Source organism: Rhodococcus sp. PD04 (genome assembly GCF_035918275.1).
GTDB lineage: Bacteria > Actinomycetota > Actinomycetes > Mycobacteriales > Mycobacteriaceae > Rhodococcus > Rhodococcus rhodochrous.
The window spans coordinates 578,897-596,951 of record NZ_CP142143.1 but is presented as its reverse complement, the minus strand read 5'-3'; the positions used below and the strand labels follow the sequence as shown (position 1 = coordinate 596,951).

Annotated in this window: 17 protein-coding genes; 10 read left to right on the top strand and 7 right to left on the bottom strand. The window is 67.2% G+C overall.

The window, feature by feature from the left end; translation table 11 throughout:
- The first annotated feature begins 135 nt into the window (after positions 1–135).
- Positions 136–1,050, top strand: coding sequence for a D-2-hydroxyacid dehydrogenase (locus U9J23_RS02750; protein WP_442802285.1), 915 nt, complete (start codon positions 136–138; stop codon positions 1,048–1,050).
- Between the two features lie 32 nt (positions 1,051–1,082).
- Positions 1,083–2,453, top strand: coding sequence for an amidase (locus U9J23_RS02745; RefSeq protein WP_179161795.1), 1,371 nt, complete (start codon positions 1,083–1,085; stop codon positions 2,451–2,453).
- A gap of 62 nt (positions 2,454–2,515) precedes the next feature.
- On the opposite strand, the gene U9J23_RS02740 is transcribed toward U9J23_RS02745, so the two are convergent.
- Together U9J23_RS02740 and U9J23_RS02735 are read right to left on the bottom strand one after the other, a co-directional pair.
- A complete protein-coding gene (locus tag U9J23_RS02740; protein ID WP_016694735.1) occupies positions 2,516–3,010 on the bottom strand; it encodes a DUF3830 family protein in 495 nt (164 codons plus the stop codon).
- 22 nt (positions 3,011–3,032) lie between these two features.
- Positions 3,033–4,274, bottom strand: a complete 1,242-nt coding sequence (locus U9J23_RS02735) for an aspartate aminotransferase family protein (RefSeq protein WP_085469447.1) — start codon at positions 4,272–4,274, stop codon at positions 3,033–3,035.
- Between the two features lie 181 nt (positions 4,275–4,455).
- Here U9J23_RS02735 and U9J23_RS02730 point away from each other — a divergent pair, with 181 nt between their 5' ends.
- Complete coding sequence (locus U9J23_RS02730; RefSeq protein ID WP_326601262.1) at positions 4,456–5,520, top strand: PRC-barrel domain-containing protein; 1,065 nt, start codon at positions 4,456–4,458, stop codon at positions 5,518–5,520.
- 76 nt (positions 5,521–5,596) lie between these two features.
- Here the strand turns inward: U9J23_RS02730 and hsaB are convergent, their stop codons facing one another.
- Genes hsaB through hsaA form a run of 4 tightly spaced genes read right to left on the bottom strand, consistent with a single transcriptional unit; the run spans position 5,597 to position 9,143 of the window.
- Positions 5,597–6,184: a 3-hydroxy-9,10-secoandrosta-1,3,5(10)-triene-9,17-dione monooxygenase reductase subunit gene (hsaB, locus tag U9J23_RS02725; protein WP_059382553.1), complete on the bottom strand. Its 588-nt coding sequence runs from the start codon at positions 6,182–6,184 to the stop codon at positions 5,597–5,599.
- Complete coding sequence (gene hsaC, locus U9J23_RS02720) at positions 6,184–7,083, bottom strand: iron-dependent extradiol dioxygenase HsaC (RefSeq protein WP_059382554.1); 900 nt, start codon at positions 7,081–7,083, stop codon at positions 6,184–6,186. The genes hsaB and hsaC overlap by 1 nt, the downstream gene beginning before the upstream one ends.
- A complete protein-coding gene (gene hsaD, locus U9J23_RS02715; protein ID WP_085469481.1) occupies positions 7,084–7,959 on the bottom strand; it encodes a 4,5:9,10-diseco-3-hydroxy-5,9,17-trioxoandrosta-1(10),2-diene-4-oate hydrolase in 876 nt (291 codons plus the stop codon). It abuts the gene before it with no gap.
- A gap of 8 nt (positions 7,960–7,967) precedes the next feature.
- Complete coding sequence (gene hsaA, locus U9J23_RS02710; protein WP_059382555.1) at positions 7,968–9,143, bottom strand: 3-hydroxy-9,10-secoandrosta-1,3,5(10)-triene-9,17-dione monooxygenase oxygenase subunit; 1,176 nt, start codon at positions 9,141–9,143, stop codon at positions 7,968–7,970.
- Positions 9,144–9,334: 191 nt separating this feature from the next.
- On the opposite strand from hsaA, the gene U9J23_RS02705 reads away from it, so the two are divergent.
- The 7 genes from U9J23_RS02705 (at position 9,335) to U9J23_RS02675 (ending at position 17,234) form a co-directional block, all read left to right on the top strand.
- On the top strand, positions 9,335–10,483 hold the full coding sequence (locus tag U9J23_RS02705) for a Rieske 2Fe-2S domain-containing protein (RefSeq protein ID WP_059382556.1): 1,149 nt from the start codon (positions 9,335–9,337) through the stop codon (positions 10,481–10,483).
- Positions 10,484–10,485: 2 nt separating this feature from the next.
- Entirely contained in the window at positions 10,486–10,863 is a 378-nt protein-coding gene (locus U9J23_RS02700) for a hypothetical protein (RefSeq protein ID WP_059382557.1), read from the top strand.
- Between the two features lie 177 nt (positions 10,864–11,040).
- Complete coding sequence (gene kstD / locus U9J23_RS02695; protein WP_174479625.1) at positions 11,041–12,753, top strand: 3-oxosteroid 1-dehydrogenase; 1,713 nt, start codon at positions 11,041–11,043, stop codon at positions 12,751–12,753.
- A 40-nt stretch (positions 12,754–12,793) separates the two neighbouring features.
- A complete protein-coding gene (locus tag U9J23_RS02690; protein WP_059382559.1) occupies positions 12,794–13,654 on the top strand; it encodes a MaoC/PaaZ C-terminal domain-containing protein in 861 nt (286 codons plus the stop codon).
- Positions 13,655–13,688: 34 nt separating this feature from the next.
- Complete coding sequence (locus tag U9J23_RS02685) at positions 13,689–15,434, top strand: cholesterol oxidase substrate-binding domain-containing protein (protein ID WP_059382560.1); 1,746 nt, start codon at positions 13,689–13,691, stop codon at positions 15,432–15,434.
- A gap of 58 nt (positions 15,435–15,492) precedes the next feature.
- A complete protein-coding gene (locus tag U9J23_RS02680; protein ID WP_272267050.1) occupies positions 15,493–16,551 on the top strand; it encodes an alpha/beta hydrolase family protein in 1,059 nt (352 codons plus the stop codon).
- A gap of 68 nt (positions 16,552–16,619) precedes the next feature.
- Entirely contained in the window at positions 16,620–17,234 is a 615-nt protein-coding gene (locus U9J23_RS02675) for a flavodoxin family protein (RefSeq protein ID WP_059382562.1), read from the top strand.
- A 27-nt stretch (positions 17,235–17,261) separates the two neighbouring features.
- Here U9J23_RS02675 and U9J23_RS02670 read toward each other — a convergent pair whose 3' ends face one another.
- The gene (locus U9J23_RS02670) at positions 17,262–18,050 is read right to left on the bottom strand and encodes an ABC transporter permease (protein ID WP_189637532.1); all 789 of its coding nucleotides are present in this window, start codon (positions 18,048–18,050) and stop codon (positions 17,262–17,264) included.
- Positions 18,051–18,055 lie beyond the last annotated feature (5 nt).

The following is an 18,055-nucleotide window of genomic DNA, read 5'->3' as shown; positions in this document are numbered from 1 at the left end:
CCCTCGGCTTCGTCAAGAGTTCCCTCAGCCTTGAGGATTGTTGACAATAATACGAGGCGCTCATACGGTGTCAACGTGGATGCCCAGCCGGTCGTTGCAGTGCTTCATGCCGAAGCCGTGCCGGATCGTGCGTGGATGGCCCCGGTGGCCGAACACGCCACGGTGCGCTACACCGACGCCGCCGGTCTGGCCGACGCACTCGACGGCGCCGACATCCTCTTCGCGTACGACTTCCTCACCGACGCCCTGCCCGCGGCCTGGCACGCCGCGACCTCCCTGAAGTGGATCCATGTCGCCGCGGCCGGGGTCGACGCCCTCATGTTCCCCGAGCTGCGCGACAGCGACGTGGTCGTCACCAATTCCCGCGGAGTCTTCGACGGGGCGATCGCCGAATATGTGCTCGCCCAGATACTCTCCTTCGCCAAGGACATCCCCGAATCCCTGCGGCTCCAGCACGAGCACATCTGGAAGCACCGCGAGTCCGAACGCATCGCCGGTCGCTCCGTGCTCGTCGTCGGCACCGGCCCGATCGGCCGCGCAATCGCACGCCTGCTCTCCGCCGTGGGGATGACGGTCCGAGGCTCGGGCCGGCGCCCTCGCGACGACGACCCCGATTTCGGCACCGTCACCGCGACCGCCGACCTTCCGGCCGCCCTGGCCGACGTCGATTTCGTCGTCGTGGCCGCACCTCTCACCGAGCAGACCCGGCACCTGTTCGACGCCCGGATGTTCGCCGCGATGAAGTCGAAGGCCCGCTTCGTCAACGTCGGGCGGGGCGAACTCGTGCGCACCGACGACCTCGTCGAGGCACTGCGGTCGGGCGCCATCGCCGGTGCCGCACTGGATGTGCTCGACGTCGAGCCGCTCCCCGAGGACCATCCGCTCTGGGACATGCCGAACGTCTCGATCACCCCGCACAATTCGGGAGATTTCGTCGGCTGGCGCGATGCGCTGGTGGACGTCTTCATCGACAACTTCCACCGTCACCGCAGTGGCGAACCTCTTCGGAACGTGGTGGACAAGAAGCTGGGTTACGTGCCCGGCGCGTGAGAGTCGGCATCGTCCGACGAGAAGGAGGCACGATGGAGCCCACAGACATGACCGCCGTCGAACTCGTGTCGGCGTTCTCCTCGGGCGAGCTGTCTCCCGTCGAGGTGACGCGAGCCGTGCTCGATCGGATCGCGGCGCACGATCGCGAGATCAACTCGTTCTGCCTCGTCGACGAGGAGAAGGCTCTCGACCAGGCACGCCGCTCCGAGGAGCGGTGGCGGACCGGCTATTCGAAGGGTCTGCTCGACGGGGTCCCAATCTCGATCAAGGACGTCTTCCTCACCGACGGATGGCCGACCCTGCGGGGCTCGCAGGCCATCGACGAGAACCAGGACTGGAACGTCGACAGCCCGGTCGCGGCCCGGCTGCGCGAGGACGGAATGGTGCTGGTGGGCAAGACCACCACTCCGGAGATCGCGTGGAAGGCGGTGACCGATTCGGCGCTCTACGGGGTGACCACGAATCCTGCCGACACCACGAAGACCGCCGGTGGCTCGTCCGGGGGCAGCGCGGCGGCGGTCGCGGCCGGCTTCGGTCCGTGTTCCGTCGGCACCGACGGTGGCGGCAGCATCCGCATCCCCGCATCGTTCTGCGGCGTCGTCGGATTCAAGCCCACCCACGGCCGGATCCCGATCTTTCCCGCCAGCCCGTTCGGGCCGCTCGCACACGCCGGGCCGATCACCCGGACGGTCGAGGACGCGGCGCTGCTCACCGATATCCTCGCGCTGCCCGACCCCCGGGACCCCACGGCACTGGCGCCGCCGCTGACGACCTTCCGCGGCGGGCTCAACCGCGAGGTGGTGGGAATGGATGTCGCCTACTCCAAGACCCTCGGCTACGTGGACGTGGACCCCGAGGTCGGTGAGATCGTCGACCGGGCGGTCCGTGTCCTCGACGAGGCCGGACTACGGGTGACCGCCGCCGATCCCGGTTTCACCGATCCGCTCGAGGCCTTCGAGAACCTTTGGGCGGCAGGCGCAGCGACGATGCTGAAGACCTTCCCCGAGGGCACGCGCGACAAGGTGGATCCCGGCCTCGGACGCGTGTGGGCCCACGGCGACCGGCTCGGAGCCGTCGAGTATCTCGAGGCCCGCGCGGTCGCGGCGGCGGTCGGAATCACGATGGGGAGCTTCCACCAGAAGTACAACGTGCTGATCACCCCGACGATGCCGATCCCCGCCTTCGAGGCCGGCCACGACGTGCCGCCGGGTTCGTCGCTCACCTCGTGGCCGCAGTGGACCCCGTTCACCTATCCCTTCAATCTCACGCAGCAGCCGGCCATCAGCATCCCTGTGGGCACCACCTCGGCGGGTCTGCCCGTGGGTCTGCAGATCGTCGGGCCGCGGCACTCGGACGACCTGCTGCTCGCCGTCGCGCGATTCGCCGAGTACGCGTTGAGCTGAAGAAGCCCGCACGGGAACGGCACCGCACATTCTGTGCGGTGCCGTTCCCGTGCGGTGCCCGTCTATGCGCGTGCGAAGCTCAGCGTCTCCCCCACGACCCCCTGGATCCACAGGTCGTTGCACGCGACGGCGAGTTCGGGCAGGCCCTCCTCGATCGTCGCGAAGACGTTGCCCGGCACCCAGCCCACATCGCCGTTGAGCAACAGATTGTTCCGGCCGTAGAACAACGCGAGGTCGGTCGCTCCCTGCTGCGCATGGGCCTGCGATCCGGGTTCGTAACCGTATGCGGGATTACCGATCTCCCACGGTTCGAAGTCGAACAGGCACACGTCGCCGGGGATCGGAGTCACCGTCGGGTTCTCCCTGTGCGGTGCCGCGGTGATCCTCGGGACGAGGGTGTAGAGCTCGTTGCGGGCGTACTTGGCGTGGAACGCCGAGCCGCTCTGCGGCAGGGCGTCCCACACCGCCGCACAGGTGAGCGGCGCCTCGTCGTCGAGAAGCCGTGCTCTGCACGTGATATCGCGCTTGTCGAGAGTGATCGTGATGTATCGGGCCACGCGGACTCCCTCGTTCGACGGATTATCGGACCTCGGCGAGGACCTCGGACCAGATCCCGAGCGCGTCCTCGATCTGCTGGGTGGTGACGATCAGCGGCGGGATCATGCGCACCACGTTCATGTGCGCACCGCAGGTCAACAGCAGCAACCCCTTCTGCGCGGCGAGCTGCTGCGCTGCGGTCGCCCGCTCCCGGTCGGGTGCTCCGTCGGTGGTGAATTCGAGGCCCACCATGAGGCCGAGGCCGCGCACGTCGCCGATGGCGTCGATCGTGTTCTCCCGTGCACCGGAGAGCAGTTCACGTCCACGTGCGGCGGCGTTGTCGACGAGCCCCTCCTTCTCGATCACGTCGAGAGTGGCCACGGCCGCCGCGCAGGAGACCGCATTCGCTCCGTACGTGCCGCCCTGCGATCCCGGGCGGGCGCGCTCCATGAGTTCCTCGGAGGCGGCGATACCCGACAGCGGGAAACCGCTCGCGAGGCCCTTGGCGATGGTGATGATGTCGGGTCGCACGTCGAAGTGCTGATGTCCGAAGAACTTTCCGGTCCGCCCGAATCCGGTCTGGATCTCGTCGAAGACGAGCAGGATGCCGTGTTCGTCGGCCCGCTGCCGCAATCCCTGGAAGAACCGGGTGTTGCCGGGGACGTAACCGCCCTCGCCCAGGACCGGTTCGACGACGAAGGCCGCGATCTCGTCCGGCGCCACGAGGGTCGCGAACAGGTAGTCCAGTTCCTGCAGGGCGAAATCGGTCGCTTCGTCCTCCGACCAGCCGTAGCGATAGGCAGTGGGGAACGGCGCGACGTGCACACCGCCCATGAGGGGCGAGAACCCCGCGGAGAAGCGGGTTCCCGAGGTGGTCATCGTGGCTGCGGCGACGGTCCGCCCGTGGAAACCGCCGTGGAAGACGACGATTCCGGGCCGCCCTGTCGCCTGGCGGGCCAGACGCAACGCCGCCTCGACTGCCTCGCTGCCCGAATTGGCGAAGAACAGCGAGTCGAGCCCTTCGGGGAGCACCGTGCCCAGGCGTTCGGTGAGTTCGAGCAGGGGCCGGTGCATCACGGTCGTGTACTGCCCGTGGATGAGCGAGCCGATCTGTCGGCGAGCGGCCTCGACGACGTGCGGGTGACAGTGGCCGGTACTCGTGACGCCGATGCCGGCGGTGAAGTCGAGATACCGACGTCCGTCGGTGCCGTGGATGTAACACCCTTCGGCGTGGTCGACGGTGACGGGCGTTGCCTGCAGCAGGCGGGGTGAAAGACGGGTCATGACGATCCCTCCGAACAGCCGAGGGCTCGCACCCCCGCGCCGGTTGTCGGATTGTTGACAATATGGATAACACGCGGGGATGGTCGGCGCAACGGCGAGCGGTGTAACGGCAGCGTTTCGTCACTCCCATCGGAGGGCATCCGCACTGCAGGAAGCCGCATCGCCCACGGATGAGGACATCATGATCAGCAACGACGACATCGACACCCTCGCTCGCGCCACCGCGTACGGGCCGGACGGTGACAAGCTCGGACGCGTCGGAGAGGTGTACCTGGACAACGACACAGGCCGACCCGCCTGGATCACCGTCGTCACGGGTCTGTTCGGAACGCGCCGGCACTTCGCCCCTATCGACGAAGCCGAACTCGACAGCTCCGGAGTGCGCCTGCCCTTCGACAAGGACACCATCACCGGCGCCCCGAACATCGACGAGAACGGGGAGCTGACCCCGCTCGAGGAAGACGAACTGTACCGCTACTACCGCCGTTTCGGGGACACCCCGGCGGGCGGCGGACTCAGCGACGATCGGGGCGGACTCAGCGACGATCGGAGAGGACTCGGCGACGACCGAGGAGGATTCACGGACGATCGGAGCGGCCTCGACGAGAGGAGCGCGGCCGGTGGCGGTCTCACCGGTGGAGCGGCCGGCGGTGGTCTCGTAGGTGGAGCGGTCGGCGGCGGAACACCGCATACCGGCAAGTCGTACGGTACCGCCGGGCCGGCGGGAACCGGACAGTCGCCCACCGCGGGAACCGCGCAATCGCATACCGCGGGCACCGGGCATTCACCGACGCCGCCCGATGTCGCGCGTGAGGAGATCGCCGGCAACTACAGGCCGAGCGAGGGTCAGCGCGACGAGTCGCTCCAACACTCGATGCCCGGGCATACCGCGGCGACGCCCTCCACGCCGACCGGGACCGCGGACTCGTCCACACCGTCCGGGACCGCGGACTCGGCGGCGGACACCGCCCGCCACGCAGCTCCCGGCAGCGACAGCGGCAGCGGCAGCGATCAGGAGATCGTCGGTCCGGGACCGACGGGGCCGGCGCACTTCACGCCGCCGACGTCGGCCGGCACCGAGACGAGCGATACGAGCACGGCCGACACGAAGGCGGACACGAGCACGACAGCGGCAGGTGACGCCGATTCCGATCGACCGCGTAAGCCTCGCCTGGTGCGCCGGGTCGTGACCACGGAGTACTACGAGGAGGAACCGGACGACGCGACCGACACCGATCGCTCCTGATCCACACACGAAGCCGGGACGACCACTTTCGATGTGGTCGTCCCGGCTTCGTCGTGCGGTACCTACCGTCTGCGATCTACAGCCAGGTGTCCTCCGTGACGGAGGTGAGGAACGCTTCGAGATCGTCGCGCCATGGCGCCGGCGTCGTCTTCTCCGGTTGGATCCCGGTGTACTGCCCGCGGTAGAAGAGCAGCGGGCGTTCCTTCTCGTCGCGCACTTCGCTCAGCGACGACACGCGACCGAAGACCACCCAGTGGTCTCCCCCGTCGTGCACCGTCTCGACCGTGCAATCGATGTGTGCGAGCGATCCCGTCAGGACGGGTGAGCCCAACGGGGACGGCGTCCAGTCGAGTCCGGCGAACTTGTCGGGTTCGCGGGAACCGAACCGCGCGCAGGTCTCCCGCTGTTCCTCGGCGAGGACGTTGACGCAGAAGCGGCCCGCTCGTTCGATGGCCGCCCACGACCGGGACTGCTTCGTGGGGCAGAACAATACGAGCGGCGGGTCGAGCGACAACGCCGCGAACGACTGGCACGCGAATCCCACAGGCGCCCCGTCGTCCTCGGTGGTGGTGATGACGGTGACTCCGGTGCAGAACTGCCCGAGCACGGTGCGGAAGGCCCGCGGGTCGATCGCACCGTTCTCTCCGGCCTCCGGCGCGGTCATTACTGCATTCCCACCGAGAAGTCGTGGCCCCACAGGCTCACGGCCGTGGATTCACGGGCGATCCAATCGCCGTCCTCGACCTGCAGCCCCTCGCAACCGAATTCGACGTCGAATCCGCCGGGGGTCTTCATGTAGAAGGACAGCATCTTGTCGTTGACGTGGCGCCCGAGCGTCGCCGACATCTTGACCTTCTTCCGCAGTGCTCGGTCGAGGGCGAGACCGACGTCGTCGGAGTTCTCCACCTCGATCATCAGGTGCACGATGCCCGACGGGGTGGGCATGGGCAGGAAGGCGAGGCTGTGGTGGCGCGGGTTGCATCCGAAGAACCTCAGCCAGGCCGGTTTTCCGTCGGCGGGCCGGCCGACCATCTGCGGGGGCATCCGCATGGAGTCGCGCAGGCGGAAGCCGAGCACGTCGCGGTAGAAGCGCAGCGATTCCTCGTCGTCGCGGGTCGAGAGCACCACGTGCCCGAGGCCCTGCTCGCCGGTGACGAATTTGTGCCCGTACGGACTGACCACGCGGCGGTGTTCGAGCGCGGCACCGTGGAACGCCTCGAGGGTGTTGCCCGACGGATCCTGGAAGACGATCAGTTCGTCGACGCGACGATCGGCGAGCTGCTCGGCGGTGCCCTCCTTGAACGGAACACCCGCCGCGGAGAGACTGTCGCGAACCGACTGGAGATCGGCGGCGTTCGCGGTCTCCCAGCCCGAGACGAGCAGCTTGTCGGACTCGTGCGGCTCGATGACGAGCCGGGCCGGAAAGTCGTCCATTCGCAGGTACAACGCGTCGGCGTGGGTGCCCTGGCCCTCGATCATGCCGAGGACCTTGAGACCGTACTCGCGCCAGGCCGGGACGTCGGTGGCGCCGATCCGGAGATATGCCAGCGACCGGATACTCATCTATTCGACTCCGTCCGTGAGGAAATCCACTGTCAGGCGGTTGAATTCGTCGAACTTCTCGAGTTGTGCCCAGTGGCCGCATCCACCGAACACGTGCAACTGTGCGCGCGGGATCATCTTCAGCGCCACGAGTGCGCCGTCGAGCGGGTTGACGCGGTCCTCGCGACCCCAGATCAGCAGCACCCGCTGACGGAGCTTGTAGGCGTCGCGCCAGAGCATCCCCTTCTCGAACTCGGCGCTGGAGAACGACTTTCCCATCGCCTTCGCCGACGCGAGCGACTCGGGGGTGCTCGCCGACGCGAACCGCTCCTCGACGAGCTCGGGGGTGATCAGCGACTGGTCGAAGACCATGATCCGCAGGAACGCCTCGAGATTCTCGCGGGTGGGCTCGTACGAGAACCGGCCGAGATTCTTGACGCCCTCGGTGGGGTCGGGTGCGAACAGGTTGACGCTCAGCCCACCCGGCCCCATGAGGACGAGCCGTCCGGCGCGTTCGGGATAGTCGAGCGCGAACCGCACGGCGGCACCACCACCGAGCGAGTTGCCGAGGAGGTGGACGCGGTCGGTGATCCCGAGCGTGTCGAGCAGGTCCTTCAGCGCGGACGCGCTGTGCACGAAGTACTGCGGATGCTCGGTCGGCTTGTCGGACCTGCCGTAGCCGGGCTGGTCGACGGCCAGCACGTGGAACCGTTGTGCCAGCACCGGAATGTTCTTTGCGAAGTTCGACCACGACGACGCGCCCGGTCCACCGCCGTGGAGCAGGACGATCGTGGTGTCGTTGCCGACGCCGGCCTCGTGGTAGTGCAGGCGGAGGTCGTCGCGGACCTGCGCGAAACGGGAGGTCGACTCGTAGGTGATCTCGTCGATTGCGGTCACATCCACCCCTAGACCATCGTGTCGGTGATCGGCAGACCGAACTCGGCGGCACCGAACATCACGTAGGCGCGCTCGGCGTCATTGGCGGCGTGCACACGACCGGCGTGCGCGTCGCGCCAGAAACGCTGGATGGGTGTGCCGTCCGCTAGGGCGGTAGCACCCGAGTTCTCGAAGAGACGGTCGATCGACGTGATTGCACGGCCGGTCGCGCGGACCTGGTCGCGACGCGCCCGCAGCCGCAGTTCCATCGGAACCTCCTCGCCGGCGAGGAGGTGGGCGTACTCGTCGGCGACGTTGCCCGACAGCTGACGCCAGGCCGCGTCGATGTCGCTCGAGGCCTCGGCGATGCGCACCTTGGCGAACGGGTCGTCCTTGGCCTTCTCGCCGGCGTATGCCGCACGGACCCGCTTGCCCTGGTGTTCGACGTGGGCCTCGTACGCGCCGTAGGCCATGCCGACGATGGGCGTCGAGATGGTCGTGGGATGGATGGTGCCCCACGGCATCTTGTAGACGGGTGCGGTGTTGCGCTCGAGCCCGGGCGAGGCGAGGTCGTTCATGGCCTTGAAGCTGAGGAAGCGGTGGCGCGGGACGAAGACGTCCTTGACCTTGATCGTGTTGGATCCGGTGCCGCGCAGGCCGACCACGTGCCACACGTCGTCGATCTCGTACTCGGAACGAGGGATCAGGAAGCTGCCGAAGTCGACGGGGCGGCCGTCCTTGATGACCGGGCCACCGACGACGACCCAGCTCGCGTGGTCGCATCCGGACGACCAGGCCCACGCACCGTTGACCTTGTATCCGCCGTCGACGACCTCACCGGCGCCCATGGGCGCGTAGGACGAGGAGATGCGGACGTCGGGGTCGTCGCCCCAGACCTCCTCCTGGGCCTGCTGACCGAAGAGTGCGAGGTGCCAGTTGTGGACGCCGATGATGCCGGAGACCCATCCGGTCGAGCCGCACGCGCTCGCGATGTTGCGCACCGCGGTGAAGAAGGTGACGGGATCGGCCTCGTATCCGCCCCACTGGGCCGGTTGCAGAAGTTTGAAGAAGCCGGCCTCCTGGAGCTCCTTGATCGAGTCGTCGGGCACACGGCGCAGATTCTCGGCCTCCTGCGCTCGTTCGCGCAGTGTGGGCAGCAGAGCGTCGATCCGCTGCAGTACCTCGTGGCTGTCGTGGTCACCCACTGGACGCTCCCGTCTGTTCAGGAATTGATCGCTTGTACCGAGACTAGAACATGTTCTTATTCGTGTCGAGACGCGCCGCATTCGCAGGTAGACAATCCCTATGGCGGGACCAAAGTCCCCGAACCCTTCCCCTCGGGACGCGAATTCTATAACGTGTTCTAGAAGAGATTTCCGGAAGGAAGTGAGCGGACATGGCACAGATTCGCGAGATCGACGTCGGAGAGGTCCGGACGCGTTTCGCGCGAGGCTGGCACTGCCTCGGCCTCAGTCGCACGTTCAAGGACGGCAAGCCCCACGCCGTCGAGGCCTTCGGCACGAAACTCGTGGTGTGGGCCGACAGCAACGGCGAACCGAAGGTGCTCGACGCGTACTGCCGTCACATGGGCGGCGACCTGTCACAGGGCGAGATCAAGGGCGATTCGGTTGCGTGCCCGTTCCACGACTGGCGCTGGGGCGGCAACGGCAAGTGCACGGACATCCCGTATGCCAGGCGCGTTCCCCCGCTGGCCCGCACCCGTTCGTGGATAACGATGGAGAAGCACGGCCAGCTGTTCGTGTGGAACGACCCCGAGGGCAACACCCCGCCCCCGGAGGTCACGATCCCCGAGATCGAGCAGTACGGCTCGGACGAGTGGACGGACTGGACCTGGAACCAGATCCGGATCGAAGGTTCCAACTGTCGCGAGATCATCGACAACGTCGTCGACATGGCGCACTTCTTCTACATCCACTACGCCTTCCCCACGTTCTTCAAGAACGTCTTCGAAGGGCACATCGCGGAGCAGTACCTCAACACCCGGGGCCGGCCGGACAAGGGCATGGCGACGCAGTACGGCCTGGAGTCGACCCTCGAGTCGTACGCGGCCTACTACGGCCCCTCCTACATGATCAATCCGCTCAAGAACAACTACGGCGGGTACCAGACCGAATCCGTACTGATCAACTGCCATTACCCGATCACGCACGATTCGTTCATGCTGCAGTACGGCATCATCGTCAAGAAGCCGCAGGGCATGTCACCCGAGCAGTCCGACGTGCTGGCCGCCAAGCTCACCGAGGGTGTCGGTGAAGGCTTCCTGCAGGACGTCGAGATCTGGAAGAACAAGACCAAGATCGAGAATCCGCTGCTGTGCGAGGAGGATGGTCCGGTCTACCAGCTCCGTCGCTGGTACGAGCAGTTCTACGTCGACGTCGCCGACGTGACGGAGAAGATGACGGGCCGCTTCGAGTTCGAGGTCGACACCGCCAAGGCCAACGAGGCCTGGGAGAAGGAGGTCGCCGAGAATCTCGAGCGCAAGAAGCGCGAGGAAGAACAAGGCAAGCAGGAAGCGGAGGTGTGACGATGAGCGCCTCGACCCGGCGGAGCAGATGGGCGAAATCCCCGGACTTCTCCCAATGGCCCGAGCGGGCCGAGGCCGTCGCCGCCCAGACCGCGATCGACAAGATCAACTACCTGGAGTCGGGCCAGCACGAGGTGCAGTGCCACGAGTGCGGTACCTGCGTACTGGTGCGCAAGAACAGCCTCTCGCACACGAGCGTGCAGTGGCAGGACGATCCGGACACCGTGTGCCCGACCTTCCGCGAGACCGCCTCGCTCCGAGGTTCGTCCATCACACCGCGTGAAGGATGCCCGCGACTCCGGGAGAGCATCGACCGGGCCGTGCTCGACGGCACCCTTCCTGTACCGGACGGGTCTCCCACCCGACCGGCCCGATCCTGATCGATCCCGACCTGCAACGACCCCGCGACGGCACCGTCCCCATCGGACGGTGCCGTCGCTCGTCGTTCCGGCCGATATCGCGTTCCAGTGTCGGTGTCGCCGCGTGTTCGCCTCACGTCCAGGACTCTTCGTATTCGGGGATGGACTCGGCACCGCCATTTCTATAACGTGTTCTACATGACGAAGCAGGAGTACGACATCGTTGTCGTCGGCAGCGGTGCCGGCGGAATGACCGCCGCCATCACCGCAGCCCGCAAGGGCGCCGACGTGGTCCTGATCGAGAAGGCGCCACGCTACGGCGGGTCGAGCGCCCGATCGGGCGGCGGTGTGTGGATCCCCAACAACGAGGCCCTGAAGGCCGCCGGGGTGGACGACACACCCGAGGAGGCCCGGAAATACCTCCACAGCATCATCGGCGACGACGTACCCGCCGAGAAGATCGACACCTACATCGATCGCGGACCGGAGATGCTCTCCTTCGTCCTGAAGAACAGCGCACTCGAACTGCAGTGGGTGCCGGGCTATTCCGACTACTACCCCGAGGCGCCGGGCGGACGTCCCGGTGGCCGTTCGGTGGAACCGACACCCTTCGACGGTCGCCGTCTCGGCGAGGATCTCGCTCTCCTCGAACCCGACTACGCCCGCGCTCCCAAGAACTTCGTCATCACCCAGGCCGACTACAAGTGGCTGAACCTGCTCATGCGGAACCCGCGCGGACCGATTCGCGCCATGCGGGTCGGCGCCCGGTTCGTCTGGGCGAACATCACCAAGAAGCACCTGCTCGTCCGAGGCCAGGCACTCATGGCCGGTCTGCGGATCGGTCTGCGTGACGCCGGTGTGCCCCTGCTGCTGGAGACGGCGCTCACCGACCTCGTCGTCGAGGGCGGCGCCGTGCGCGGCGTCGAGGTGGTCGCGAACGGCGAGACGCGCGTCATCCGTGCCCGCAAGGGCGTGATCATCGCGAGCGGCGGTTTCGAGCACAACGCCGAGATGCGGGCGCAATACCAGCGTCAGCCGATCGGCACCGAGTGGACCGTGGGGGCGAAGGCGAACACCGGCGACGGCATCCGCGCCGGACAGAAGCTGGGCGCCGCAGTCGATTTCATGGACGACGCCTGGTGGGGACCGTCCTTCACCCTCACCGGCGGCCCGTGGTTCGCACTGTCGGAACGCAGCCTCCCCGGGTGCCTCATGGTCAACGCCGCGGGCAAGCGTTTCGTCAACGAGTCGGCGCCCTACGTCGAAGCGACGCATGCGATGTACGGCGGCAAGCACGGACGCGGCGAGGGACCGGGCGAGAACATCCCCAGCTGGCTGATCCTCGATCAGCGCTACCGCGACCGCTACACCTTCGCCGGCATCACCCCCCGCACTCCCTTCCCCCGCCGGTGGCTCGAGGCCGGGGTGCTCGTCAAGGCCGGTTCCGTCGCCGAACTCGCCGAGAAGATCGGGGTACCGGCCGACGCCCTCACCGAGACGGTGCAGCGGTTCAACGGCTTCGCCCGGGCCGGCAAGGACGAGGACTTCGGCCGCGGCGAATCCCACTACGACCACTACTACGGGGATCCGCGCAACAAGCCGAATCCGAGCCTCGGCGTGGTCGACAAGGCCCCGTTCTACGCGTTCAAGGTGGTCCCCGGCGATCTCGGCACCAAGGGCGGGCTCGTCACCGACGTCCACGGCCGGGTGGTGCGCGAGGACGGCAGCGTGATCGACGGCCTGTACGCGACCGGTAACGCCAGCTCCCCGGTCATGGGTCACACCTACGCCGGGCCCGGTGCCACCATCGGACCGGCGATGACCTTCGGCTATCTCGCGGCCCTCGACATCCTGGATCGCACGGGTGACGAACGCACCGAGGAACTGCGAGAATCCGCCGACACCGTGTGACCCGATCGACCCGAGTCAGAGCCGTAGAAAGGAAGCGCCTGTGCCCATCGATCCTTCGGTTGCCGTCGGAGCCGAACTGCCCGCCCAGGAATTCGAGTGGAGCAGCACCGATGTCCAGCTCTACAACCTCGGCATCGGCGCCGGGTCCCACCCCACCGACGCAGGCGAGCTGCGTTACCTCCGGGACAGGGATCCCCAGGTGCTCCCCACCTTCGCGACGGTCGCCGCGACCTTCCACCAGGTCGAGCCGCCGAAGGTCTCGTTCCCCGGGATCGAGATCGATCTCGCCAAGGTCGTCCACGGCAGCCAGGAGGTGACCGTGCACGCGCCCATCCCCGCATCGGGCAAGGGCCGCACGGTCACCCGCATCGCCGAGGTGTGGGACAAGGGCAAGGCCGCGGTCGTCGTGCAGGAATCGGTGACCGAGGATCTCGACGGCAATCCCCTGTGGACCGCGCGGTCGTCGATCTTCGCCCGCGGTGAGGGTGGTTTCGGCGGCGAGCGCGGCCCGTCGGAGTCGGTGGAGTATCCCGATCGTGAACCGGACGCCGAGTTCGACGTGCCGACCCTTCCACAGCAGGCGCTGCTCTACCGACTGTGCGGCGACCGCAACCCCCTCCACTCCGATCCCGAGTTCGCATCCGCGGCGGGCTTCCCGGCACCGATCCTGCACGGGCTGTGCACCTACGGCATCGTGTGCAAGGCGGTGACCGACGGTCTGCTCGACGCCGACGCATCGCGCGTGAAGGGATTCCGCGCCCGGTTCGCCGGTGTGGTCTTCCCCGGAGAGACCCTTCGGGTGCGCGTGTGGAACGACGGAGACCGCAAGCTCGTGACCGCCTCCGTCGTCGAACGCGATCTCGCCCCTGCCCTGGCCGACGTGGTACTCACCGTGGCGTGATCGCCACGCCCTCCCGAAAGAGCGACATTCGAACATGACACTTCGTGATTCGTCGCCGCGCCTGTCGCGGCGCGGTTTCCTCGCGGCCGGCGCCGGTGCGTTGGCGGTCTCCGCCCTCGGTGGATGGACCCCGGTCCATGCCGTCCCTTCCGGGTCCGCCGCCTCGACGCTCCCCACTCCCCCGGCGTTCCCCGACGGCATCGATCTGTACCAGCAGGCGTACCAGAACTGGTCCAAGGAGATCATGCTGGACGCCATCTGGACCTGCGCGCCTCGCACCCCGGACGACGTGGTGCGCCTGGTGAACTGGGCGCACGAGAACGGATACACCATCCGTCCGCGGGGGGCCATGCACGGCTGGACACCGCTGACGATCGTCAACGGTGCACCCGTCGACCGGGTGATCCTCGCCGACACCATGCTCCATCTCGACTGGGTCCAGGTGAGCCCCGGCGGCTCCCCCGCGACCGTCACGGCAGGTCCCGGCGCGACGCTCGACGCCATCACCACTGCATTGCAGGCCCACGGTCTCGGACTCGCGAATCTTCCTGCGCCCGGCGTGTTGTCGATCGCCGGGGCGCTCGCCGTCAACGCGCACGGCGCCGCCCTGCCCGCCAACGGTGAATCCACCCTCCCCGGCCACACCTTCGGGTCGCTGAGCAATCTCGTGACCGAACTGACCGCCGTCGTGTGGGACGGCAGCGCCTACGCACTGCGTACCTTCACCCGCGCCGATCCCGAGATCACCCCGCTGCTCACGCATCTCGGCCGGACGTTCATCACGTCCGTCACGTTGCAGGCCGGACCGAACTACCGCATGCGCTGCCAGTCCTTCACCGACATCACCTGGCAGGAACTGTTCTCGCCCGCCGGCGCGCCGGGTCGGACCTTCGAGTCGTTCGTCGATTCGGCGGGGCGGGCCGAGGCGATCTGGTATCCGTTCACGGAACGTCCGTGGATGAAGGTGTGGTCGCTCGCACCGGAGAAGCCGGCCACCTCGCGGGAGGTCACCGGGCCGTACAACTACCCGTTCTCAGACAACGTGCCCGAGCCGATCACCGACCTGCTGGGGCAGATCACGGCCGGGAACACTTCGATCGCACCGGCTTTCGGGCAGACCTATTACGGCGTGACGGTGGCCGGTCTGGCGGCGACGGGATCGTCCGACATCTGGGGCTGGTCGAAGGATCTGCAGTTCTACATCAAGGCCACCACCCTGCGCCTCACCGAGGGCGGCGGTGCGGTGCTCACGAACCGCGCCAACATCGCCAACGTGATCCACGACTTCGCGCACTGGTTCTCCGAGCGCATCGAGCACTACCGCAGCCTGGGACAGTTCCCCCTCAACGGTCCGGTCGAGATCCGGTGCTGCGGACTGGATCAGCCGGAGGACGTCCTCGTCCCGTCTGCGGGACCGCCGACGATCGCGTCGACCCGTCCGCGTCCCGACCACCCGGAATGGGACACCGCCATCTGGCTCAACGTTCTCGGTGTCCCGGGAACTCCCGGCATGTTCGCCTTCTACCGGGAGATGGAGCAGTGGATGCGGCAGCGGTACAACGGAAGCGACTCGACCTTCCGGCCGGAATGGTCGAAGGGCTGGGCGTTCGGTCCCGACCTGCCGTACACGGACGAACAGATCCTGACGCAGGGCCTGCCCGACACCTACCGAGAAGGTGTTCCGTCGGACGAGAACTGGGATTCGGCTCGCGCGGTATACAACCGTCTCGATCCGCACCGGGTGTTCAGCAACACCTTCATCGACACCCTGCTTCCCTGACCCCCGGGCGTCCTCGCTCATCACGGACACAGCGCAGTCCTTTGCTAGGGTTCGCATCATGCGGAACGTGCGAAGGTGGATCGGTGCTGCTGCTGTGCCCGTGCTGGTTCTCGCGGGAGGCGTGACACTCGCGGGAACCGCGGTGGCCCTTCCCGACACGGGTTCGGTCGCCGTGTCCAACGGCAGCGACGCCCCGGTGACCTTCGAGGCCGACGGCACCACCTTCCACGGCAGTCTCCGCAACCCGGACGGAGCAGCGGTCGCCGCCGCACTGCTGCTCCCGGGCAGCGGCCCCACCGATCGCAACGGCAACCAGCCCGGCGTCGCGGCCGACACCCTGGTGCGTACCGCGGACGCACTCGCCGCCCACGGCATCGCGAGCCTGCGCTTCGACAAGATCGGGGCCGGCGAGACGGGTCTCGGGTCCTACACCGTCGAGACCGTCGGCGAGTACGGCTTCACCGAGCAGGTCGACCACGCCGAAGCTGCGGTGCGCCTGCTCGCCGAACGCACCGGAGTCTCCCCCGAGGAGATCCTCGTCCTCGGACACAGCGAGGGTGCACTGACCGCGCTCGCGCTGGCCGATCGCGGCATCGGAGACGGTTTCGCATTCCTCGCTCCGCTGCCGATGCGCTATCTGGACCTCCTGTCGGCCCAGCTGAATGCCGTGGTGGATTCCGGACAGCTCGGCCCCGACGGTGAGGCGGTCCGGGCCGACCTGTCGCGTGCCGTCGAGTCGCTGCGGACGACCGGGGCCTTCCCCACCGACCTGCACCCGGTCCTCGCGCAGTTCGGAATGAACCCCGCGAACGCCAAGTTCCTCTTCGAATCCGACAAGCTCGATCCGGTCGAACTCGCCGCAGAACTGGCGGCCGACACCCCGGTGCTGCTCACCTGCTCCGACAAGGACCTGAACATCAGCTGCGCGCAGGTCGAGCCGCTGCGGAACGCCCTCTCCCACACCGACCTGCAGTTCGAGCACTTCACCACCGCGAACCACAGCCTCGAGGAGCTCGGACCGCTGCAGCCCGGCCCCGCCGATCAGGTGGCCCTGCTGCCCACCTCGTTCGAGTTCTCGGCGGCGATCGACGGGTGGGCTGCCGCACGCGGTCGCTGATCGTCGTGCTGTGGCCGATTCTCGTGCTGCAGCCGATTGTCGTGGCGTGACTCGGGTATCCCCGGCACATGACAGCACTGCACGCCGTGGCCCTGAACTGCACGCTCAAGCCGTCCCCCGCCGAGTCCAGCACCGACAAGATGGTGGCGCACGTGTTCGGCGCACTGTCGAAGCACGACGTCAGCGTCGAAACCGTCCGGGTCGTCGACTTCGACGTCAGGCCCGGCGTCGAGGCCGACATGGGCGACGGTGATCAATGGCCGGAGATCGTCGAGCGCATCGCCTCGGCCGACATCCTGCTCGTCGCCACACCGACCTGGGTGGGACACATGTCGAGCGTCGCCCAGCGCGTCCTCGAGCGGCTCGATGCCGAATTGTCGAACACCGACGACGAGAACAGGCCGCGCATGGTGGGCAAGGTCGGGATCGCCGCGGTCGTCGGCAACGAGGACGGCGCGCACAAGATCGTCGCCGACCTGTTCCAGAGCCTCAACGACATCGGTTTCTCGATCCCCGCCCAGGGCTCGACCTACTGGAACGGCGAGGCGATGTCGGGCACCGACTTCAAGGATCTCGACGAGATCCCCGAAGCGGTGCGCTCGACCACCGAATCGGTCGCCCGCAATGCCGTGCACCTGGCGACGCTGTTGCGTCAGCGTCGGTACGCGCCCTACCCGGGGTGACGCCGCTCGCCGGGCGGACGTTGTCGGTCAGCGGCTGACGGCCTTCTGATACCTGCGAATCGCGAACGGCACGAACACGATCAGCATCAGAGCCGTCCACAGCAGCGACGCGAGGATCGGATTCTGCAGGGGCCATACGTCGGGTGGTGGCACCATGGGATTGGTGTTGCCGAACAGTTCGCGGACCGCCTGCGTGACCGCCGAGATGGGATTCCATTCGGCGATGACGCGCAGCACCGTCGGCATCGACGACGGATCGACGAACGTGTTCGCGATGAACGACAACGGGAAGATCACCATGAAGCTCGCGTTGTTGAAGACCTCGGGTGTGCGGATCCACATGCCGATCACGGCCATCACCCACGACAGGGCGTAGGCGAACAACAACAGCAACAGGTAGCCGGCGAGCGCCTCGCCGAGCGACGTGTTGATCCGCCACCCCACGAGCAGACCGGTCAACGACATCACCACGAGACTGAGCACGTTGATCAGCACGTCGGTGCTGGTACGGCCGATGAGCACCGCGGACGGGGCCATCGGCAGCGACCGGAACCGGTCGATGATGCCCTTCTGCAGGTCTTCGACCATCCCGAGGCCCGTCCACGTGGACCCGAAGATGACCGTCTGGGTGAAGATGCCTGCGATGAGGAACTCCCGGTACGAGACGCCGGGAACGTCGATCGCACTGCCGAAGACGTAGGCGAACAACAGCACGAACATGATCGGCGACAGCGTCGTGAACACCAGCAGATCCGGCACACGCTTGATCTTGATCATGTTGCGCTTGGCGATGGTCAGGCCGTCGGATGCGACCATCTCGA

What these genes read in the sequence shown, in the direction of transcription:
- U9J23_RS02750 (WP_442802285.1), top strand. Translation starts at nt 136, where the DNA reads ATGGCCCCGGTGGCCGAACACGCCACGGTGCGCTACACCGACGCCGCC.
- U9J23_RS02745 (WP_179161795.1), top strand. Translation starts at nt 1,083, where the DNA reads ATGGAGCCCACAGACATGACCGCCGTCGAACTCGTGTCGGCGTTCTCC.
- U9J23_RS02735 (WP_085469447.1), bottom strand. Translation starts at nt 4,274, where the DNA reads ATGACCCGTCTTTCACCCCGCCTGCTGCAGGCAACGCCCGTCACCGTC.
- U9J23_RS02730 (WP_326601262.1), top strand. Translation starts at nt 4,456, where the DNA reads ATGATCAGCAACGACGACATCGACACCCTCGCTCGCGCCACCGCGTAC.
- hsaB (WP_059382553.1), bottom strand. Translation starts at nt 6,184, where the DNA reads ATGACCGCGCCGGAGGCCGGAGAGAACGGTGCGATCGACCCGCGGGCC.
- hsaC (WP_059382554.1), bottom strand. Translation starts at nt 7,083, where the DNA reads ATGAGTATCCGGTCGCTGGCATATCTCCGGATCGGCGCCACCGACGTC.
- U9J23_RS02705 (WP_059382556.1), top strand. Translation starts at nt 9,335, where the DNA reads ATGGCACAGATTCGCGAGATCGACGTCGGAGAGGTCCGGACGCGTTTC.
- U9J23_RS02700 (WP_059382557.1), top strand. Translation starts at nt 10,486, where the DNA reads ATGAGCGCCTCGACCCGGCGGAGCAGATGGGCGAAATCCCCGGACTTC.
- kstD (WP_174479625.1), top strand. Translation starts at nt 11,041, where the DNA reads ATGACGAAGCAGGAGTACGACATCGTTGTCGTCGGCAGCGGTGCCGGC.
- U9J23_RS02685 (WP_059382560.1), top strand. Translation starts at nt 13,689, where the DNA reads ATGACACTTCGTGATTCGTCGCCGCGCCTGTCGCGGCGCGGTTTCCTC.
- U9J23_RS02680 (WP_272267050.1), top strand. Translation starts at nt 15,493, where the DNA reads ATGCGGAACGTGCGAAGGTGGATCGGTGCTGCTGCTGTGCCCGTGCTG.
- U9J23_RS02675 (WP_059382562.1), top strand. Translation starts at nt 16,620, where the DNA reads ATGACAGCACTGCACGCCGTGGCCCTGAACTGCACGCTCAAGCCGTCC.
- U9J23_RS02670 (WP_189637532.1), bottom strand. Translation starts at nt 18,050, where the DNA reads ATGGTCGCATCCGACGGCCTGACCATCGCCAAGCGCAACATGATCAAG.